This window comes from Gemmiger formicilis, assembly GCF_016901605.1.
Lineage (GTDB): Bacteria > Bacillota > Clostridia > Oscillospirales > Ruminococcaceae > Gemmiger > Gemmiger formicilis_B.
On record NZ_JACJKP010000153.1, the window covers coordinates 1 to 7,276 of the forward strand.

Annotated in this window: 4 protein-coding genes; 2 read left to right on the forward strand and 2 right to left on the reverse strand. The window is 58.3% G+C overall.

Annotated elements, in window-relative coordinates:
* Nucleotides 1-124: 124 nt before the first annotated feature.
* Complete coding sequence (locus H6B10_RS11205; protein WP_204651685.1) at nt 125-952, reverse strand: ABC transporter ATP-binding protein; 828 nt, start codon at nt 950-952, stop codon at nt 125-127.
* Nucleotides 953-1,208: 256 nt separating this feature from the next.
* On the opposite strand from H6B10_RS11205, the gene tsaA reads away from it, so the two are divergent.
* Together tsaA and nifJ are read left to right on the forward strand one after the other, a co-directional pair.
* Complete coding sequence (tsaA, locus tag H6B10_RS11210) at nt 1,209-1,895, forward strand: tRNA (N6-threonylcarbamoyladenosine(37)-N6)-methyltransferase TrmO (protein ID WP_204651686.1); 687 nt, start codon at nt 1,209-1,211, stop codon at nt 1,893-1,895.
* 301 nt (nt 1,896-2,196) lie between these two features.
* On the forward strand, nt 2,197-5,736 hold the full coding sequence (nifJ, locus tag H6B10_RS11215; RefSeq protein WP_204651687.1) for a pyruvate:ferredoxin (flavodoxin) oxidoreductase: 3,540 nt from the start codon (nt 2,197-2,199) through the stop codon (nt 5,734-5,736).
* A gap of 579 nt (nt 5,737-6,315) precedes the next feature.
* On the opposite strand, the gene H6B10_RS11220 is transcribed toward nifJ, so the two are convergent.
* On the reverse strand, nt 6,316-7,179 hold the full coding sequence (locus H6B10_RS11220) for an undecaprenyl-diphosphate phosphatase (RefSeq protein ID WP_204651688.1): 864 nt from the start codon (nt 7,177-7,179) through the stop codon (nt 6,316-6,318).
* Nucleotides 7,180-7,276 lie beyond the last annotated feature (97 nt).

The following is a 7,276-nucleotide window of genomic DNA, read 5'->3' on the forward strand; positions in this document are numbered from 1 at the left end:
CGCCGATACCAGCGCCAGCAGAGCAATCAGGGAAAAAATGCGTTTCAAGGTAAGACCTCCATGTATAGATGCGGGCATACAGCCGGGCCGGAAAACCGATGCCGCCGCAGGCGGCGGGGCGGTTTCAGGTGGCGGCGGGTTCTGCCGGCACAGATTCCTTCTTTTTGGGCTTTTCTTTCTTTTCTTTGCTGGCGTCGCCGCCGATGTCCAGGTTGTCTTTCAGATCGGCGAAGAGCTCATCGCGGTACTTCTGTTTGGTCTCGTCATCCTGGACCACGCTGGACTGGACCTTGCCGTCCAGAATGGTCACGATGCGGTCGGCACAGCGGGCCAGTTCCGGTTCGTGGGTGACCATTACAAAGGTGACCTGCTGGGTCTTGGACAGTTCCAGCATCCGGTACAATACCTGTTTGCTGGTCATGGAGTCCAGGTTGCCGGTAGGTTCGTCGGCAAAAATGACCTTGGGGTTGCTCACAAAAGCACGGGCAATGCCCACGCGCTGCTGCTGGCCGCCGCTCATCTCGGTAGGCAGATGGTTGGCGCGGCCCAAAAGGCCCATGCTTTTCAGTTCCTTGCGGGCCAGCTTCATGCGGGTTTTCTTGTCCACCCCTTTGAACATCAGCGGCAGGGCCACATTCTCGGCGGCGGTCATGGTGGGCAGCAGGTTGTAACTCTGGAAGATGAACCCCAGGTGTGCCTGCCGGAACCGGGCCAGTTCGGTTTCGCTCATGGCGCTGATCTCGTGCTTGCCGATGAATACCTTGCCCCGGGTGGGCTTTTCCAGCCCGGCCAGCTGGTTCAGCAGGGTACTTTTGCCGCTGCCGGACTGGCCCACAATGCAGCAGAACTCCCCTTTTTCAATGGAAAGATCCACGTCGTTGAGCGCGACCACGCGCTCCTTGCCCACGGCGTAGACTTTGCGCAGTTTTTCGGTGCGGATGATGGGTGCCAAACATCTGCCCCCTTTCAAGCGTATATTGGCCCTATTCTACCATACTTCGACAATTTTGAGAAGGGCAATCCGTGTAAATTTTTGGGGCTGGAAGCCCCGGCGTTGCGCGGTTTTGCGCGGTGCTATATAATAGGTACGAGCCAGCCGCCCCGGTTTTTGCAGGTTCTGCAAAAAAAGTGATTTTGCAACAACAGGCGGCCCACTCCCCCGCCCCCGGATCCCGCGGGACCACAGCCCGAAAGAAAGGATTTTTGCCATGTCTGCTGACGCCTACACCATCCACCCCATCGCCCATATTTGCACCGACTTCAAGGACAAGTTCGGCATTCCCCGGCAGAGCGGGCTGGTGCCGGAACTGACGGGACGCATCGTTTTTGAGCCGGAATACCGGGACCCCAACGCCCTGGTGGGGCTGGAAGGCTACAGCCATTTGTGGCTGATCTGGCAGTTCAGCACGGTGGCGGCGGAATATGCCGCGGGCAAAAGCTGGCGGCCCACGGTGCGCCCGCCCCGGCTGGGCGGCAATGTGCGGCGGGGGGTGTTTGCCACCCGCAGCCCCTACCGGCCCAATGCGCTGGGGCTTAGCTGCGTGGAACTGGTGGGCGTGGACGGGGGCGACCTGCTGGTGAAAGGCGCCGACCTGCTGGACGGCACCCCCATTTTTGACATCAAACCCTACCTGCCCTATGTGGACGCCCACCCGGACGCCCGGGGCGGCTTTACCGAGCAGACCGCCGGTTACGGGCTGACGGTAGAATGTGCGCCGGAACTTTTGACCAAAGTGCCGAAGGAAAAGCAGGCGGCCCTGCTGGGGGTGCTGCAAAACGACCCCCGGCCGGGGTATCAGCACGACCCCCAGCGGGTGTACACGCTGGACTTTGGCGCCAATAAGGTGCGGTTCACTGTGGCCGGAAAAACCTTACAGGTACAGGAAATTCTTTGATTTTACCCGGCAGGTGCCGGCAAGGGGCAGTTCCATTTATGGGACTGCCATATTTCATGTTTTGCAACCTTTGTGGAAAAATAGTCAAAATGCACACATCCTTCCTGAAAATCTGTGCAACATTCTAAACAAAAACCCTTTACGAATCAGGTTCTTTTTTGGTACAATAAAGCTATGCAAAAGCGTCTTTCTAGCAGTGCGCCCGGGGCAAAACACAGGCACATTGCCGGGCAGGCGTGGGCCTGTGCGGGCAAAAACCCGTGCGGATATGCAAAACTACTCTGAAAATGGAGGAAGAAAAATGCCCAGAGCAAAACAGTCTATGGACGGCAATACCGCTGCGGCGCACGTAGCCTATGCGTTCACCGATGTGGCTGCCATCTACCCCATCACTCCGTCCAGCCCCATGGCTGACACGGTGGACCAGTGGAGCGCTGCCGGCCTGAAGAACATCTTCGGCAACCAGGTCAAGGTTGTTGAGATGGAGTCTGAAGCCGGTGCCGCCGGTGCTGTGCACGGTGCCCTTGGTACCGGTGCCATCACCACCACCTTCACCGCTTCCCAGGGCCTGCTGCTGATGATCCCCAACATGTACAAGATCGCAGCCGAGCAGCTGCCCTGCGTCTTTGACGTGTCGGCCCGTACCGTCGCCACCCAGTCCCTGAACATCTTCGGTGACCACAGCGACGTTTACGCCACCCGTCAGACCGGCTTCGCCATGCTGGCCGAGTCCAACCCGCAGGAAGTCATGGACCTGTCCCCCGTTGCGCACCTGTCTGCCATCGAGGGCCGCGTTCCCTTCGTGAACTTCTTCGACGGTTTCCGTACTTCTCACGAGATCCAGAAGATCGAGAAGTGGGACTACGAAGATCTGAAGGAAATGTGCAACATGGAGGCTGTGGAGAAGTTCCGCGCCGAGGCGCTGAACCCCGAGCATCCCAAGACCCGTGGCTCCCACGAGAACGGCGACGTTTTCTTCCAGCATCGTGAGGCTTGCAACCCCGCCTACGAGGCCCTGCCCGCTGTTGTCAAGAAGTACATGGACAAGATCAATGCCAAGATCGGCACCAACTATGATCTGTTCAACTACTACGGCGCTCCGGATGCCGACCGTGTCATCATCGCCATGGGCTCCATCTGCGACGTGGCCGAAGAAGTCATCGACTACCTGACCGCCAAGGGCGAAAAGGTCGGCCTGGTTCTGGTCCGTTTGTACCGTCCCTGGGTTTCCGAGGCCCTGCTGAAGGTCCTGCCCAAGACTGTCAAGAAGATCGCTGTCCTCGACCGTACCAAGGAGCCCGGCTCTCTGGGCGAGCCCCTGTACCTGGATGTCGCCGCCACCCTGCGTGAGGCCGGCATGAACGACATCGTGCTGACCGGCGGCCGTTACGGTCTGGGTTCCAAGGACACCCCGCCGTCCAGCGTCTTTGCTGTGTACACCGAGCTGGCCAAGGACGAGCCCAAGGCCCGCTTCACTCTGGGCATTGTGGACGACGTCACCAACCTGAGCCTGCCCGAGGTCAAGCCCGCTCCCATCACCTCCGCCCCCGGCACCAAGGAGTGCAAGTTCTGGGGTCTGGGCGGTGACGGTACCGTTGGCGCCAACAAGAACTCCACCAAGATCATCGGCGACCACACCGACAAGTACATCCAGGCCTACTTCCAGTATGACTCCAAGAAGACCGGCGGTGTGACCATCAGCCACCTGCGTTTCGGCGACAAGCCCATCCGCAGCCCCTACTACATCAACCAGGCTGACTTCGTGGCCTGCCACAACCCCGCCTACATCCACATGGGCATGAAGATGGTGCAGGACGTTAAGCCCGGCGGCGTGTTCATGATCAACTGCCAGTGGACCGACGAGGAACTGGATCAGCACCTGAATGCTGCCGACAAGAAGTACATTGCCGACAACAACATTCAGCTGTACACCATCAACGCCATCGACAAGGCCATCGAGATCGGCATGGGCAAGCGCACCAACACCATCCTGCAGTCTGCCTTCTTCAAGCTGGCTGACGTTATGCCCATCGACGAGGCTGTCGAGTACATGAAGGCCGCTGCCAAGAAGAGCTACGGCAAGAAGGGCGACGCTGTTGTTGAGATGAACTGGAAGGCCATCGACGCCGGTGTGGACGCTGTCCATAAGGTCGAAGTGCCTGAAAGCTGGCACAACCCCGCTCCCGACGCTGCTCCCGCCGACCTGAAGGGTCCCGCTCCGCTGGTCAAGATGATCCGCGACGTGATGGAGCCCATCAGCCGTATGGACGGCGACAGCCTGCCGGTTTCCGCCTTTGCGCATAACGCCAACGGCGAATGGGAACTGGGCGCCTCCGCTTACGAGAAGCGCGGCACCGCCGTTATGGTTCCCGAATGGAGCGCCGAGAAGTGCATCCAGTGCAACAACTGTGCCTTCGTCTGCTCTCATGCTACCATCCGTCCCTTCTGCCTGACCGCTGAGGAAGTGGCCAACGCTCCCGAGAGCCTGAAGAGCGCCGACACCAAGCCCAAGGCCAGCGAGTACAAGTTCACCATGGCTGTTTCTCCGCTGGACTGCATGGGCTGTGGTGAATGTGTCACCGTCTGCCCCACCAAGGCTATCGAGATGAAGCCGCAGGAGAGCCAGTCTGCTCAGCAGGCCGCGTTCGACTACTGCGTCGAGAACATCCGCAAGAAGGACAACATCCCCGGCGTTGTTTCCGAGATCTCCGTCAAGGGTTCTCAGTTCAACCAGCCGCTGCTTGAGTTCTCCGGCTCCTGCGCTGGCTGTGCCGAGACTTCTTACGCCCGCCTGATCACCCAGCTGTTCGGCGAGAAGATGTTCATCTCCAACGCTACCGGTTGCTCCTCCATCTGGGGCGGCACCGCTGCGATCAGCCCGTACACCACCAACAAGGAATCCGGCCACGGCCCCGCCTGGATCAACTCCCTGTTCGAGGACAACGCCGAGCACGGCCTGGGCATGCAGATCGGTTACGAGACCGTCCGTGCCAACCTGATCAAGAAGGTCGAAGCCCTGAAGGGCAAGAACGCCGAGCTGGATGCTGTCATCGACAAGTTCATCGAGACCAAGGCCAACACCAAGGCCAACGATGCTCCCGCCAAGGCTCTGGTCGCTGCCCTCGAGGCTGACGGCTCTGCCGAAGCTCAGGAGATCCTGAAGGACAAGCAGTACCTGGCCAAGAAGAGCTTCTGGATCTTCGGCGGCGACGGCTGGGCTTACGATATCGGTTACGGCGGTCTGGACCACGTCCTGGCTTCCGGCCACGATGTCAACGTCATGGTCTTCGACACCGAGATGTACTCCAACACCGGCGGACAGGCTTCCAAGGCCTCCAACATCGGTGAGGTTTGCCAGTTCGCTGCTGCCGGTAAGGAAATCAGCAAGAAGAGCCTGGCCGAGATCTGCATGACCTACGGCTACATCTACGTTGCTCAGATCGCTCTGGGCGCCAACATGGCTCAGGCTGTCAAGGCCATTGCTGAGGCTGAGGCTTACCCCGGCCCGTCCATCATCATCGGCTACGCTCCCTGCGAGCTGCACGGTGTCAAGGGCGGCATGACCAACTGCCAGAACGAGATGAAGAAGGCTGTCGAGGCCGGTTACTGGAACCTGTTCACCTTCAACCCCGCCAACAAGGCCGAGGGCAAGAACCCCTTCACCCTGACCTCCAAGGCTGGCGATATGAGCAAGTATCAGGACTTCCTCAACAACGAGACCCGTTACAGCCGTCTGGCTCGTGCCTTCCCCGAGCGTGCTAAGGAGCTGTTCGAGAAGAACCAGGCTGCGGCCGATGCCCGTTACGAGCACCTGACCCGCCTCGTCGAGCTGTACAAGTAATCTTGTGCGCATGAAATTCTCTGTACTTTTCTTATAAGAAAAGTACCAAAAGAATTTTCCATAAAAATCCCCGCCTGGGTAACCCCGGGCGGGGATTTTTGTTGAGATTTTTCTGGAACCTTTCCTTACAAAAGCACAGCGAATCCCATACAGTCAGCGAATCCTTATCGGAGCGGCAGGGGATAGCATAGGTTTGGGAAAATAAGCCTGCCTTACGCGCGACCAGAGAATGTACCGTCACGGGGGTTCGGGCACACCCGAATTGTAAGTGGAGAACCGCCAAAACGGCAGGAAAAACAGTCTCTCCAGGCGTTTTTCTCCGTTTTGGCGAGGGCGACTTCTTCTTTGGGGGTCTTGGGGGCGTGCAGCCCCCGAGCCGTGCCCCGCGCCTCGGAAGTAGCGGCGACTTTTTCGGTTCCTTTTTGGTCGGTCAAAAAGGAACATATTGCAGTCTTATGGGAACGTAAAACTTCCAGGAAAATCATCCAAAAAAATCCCGACAGGGGAGACCCTGTCGGGATTTTTTGTTTTGAATTTCTTCGGTTCCTTCTTTGCAAAGAAGGAACAAGGGAAAAGCTGTCAGGCGGCGACCATGAAGGTCTGCACAGCCCAGATGCCCAGCACCACGATGCCCAGGGCGATGCGGTACCAGCCGAAAGCGGTGAAGGTGTGTTTCTTGACGTAGTTCATCAGGAACCGGATCGCCGCCATGGAAACCAGGAACGCCACCAGGCAGCCCACAATAAGGGCCAGGACCTCGGGCATGGTAAAGCTGCTGCCGCCCAGCACATATTTGACGACCTTCAGGCCGGAAGCACCCGCCATGACCGGAATGGCCAAAAAGAAGGTGAACTGGGAAGCGCAGGGGCGGCTCATACCGCAAAGCAGACCGCCCACGATGGTGGCGCCGCTGCGGGAAGTACCGGGAATCATGGCCAATACCTGCCAGGCACCCACCAGAATGGCCTGCTTGTAGGTAATGCGGCTGAGTTTGGTGGTGGAGGGGACCCGGGGCCGGCGCTCGATGAGGATAAAGGCCACGCCGTAGACAATGAGCATGATGGCCACCACAATGCTGTTGTACAGGTGGGCATCCAGCCAGTCATCCAGCAGGAATCCCAGCACCGCGGCGGGCAGGCAGGCCACAATGATCTTGCACCACAGGCGGATCACCGGCCAGCGCAGATGTTTGGAAAACCCGGAATCCCGGCCATTGTCGGCACAGAAAGGCCAGAGTTTCTTAAAGTAAAGAACCACCACGGCCAGAATGGCGCCCAGCTGGATCACCACGCGGAACATGGACATAAATTCTTCGTCAAAACTGAATTTCAGCACTTGTTCGGCCAGGATCATGTGGCCGGTGCTGGAAATAGGCAGCCATTCGGTGATGCCTTCGATGATGCCGTACACGACGGACCGAAGCAGATCAAACAGTAATTCCATCCGGAAAAACGCCTCCTTACAGATTCGCGTATCTATCATACCATAAAAACAGGGGAGCCGGGTACTGTTTTTTGCAATTTTACAACTATTTTTGGGC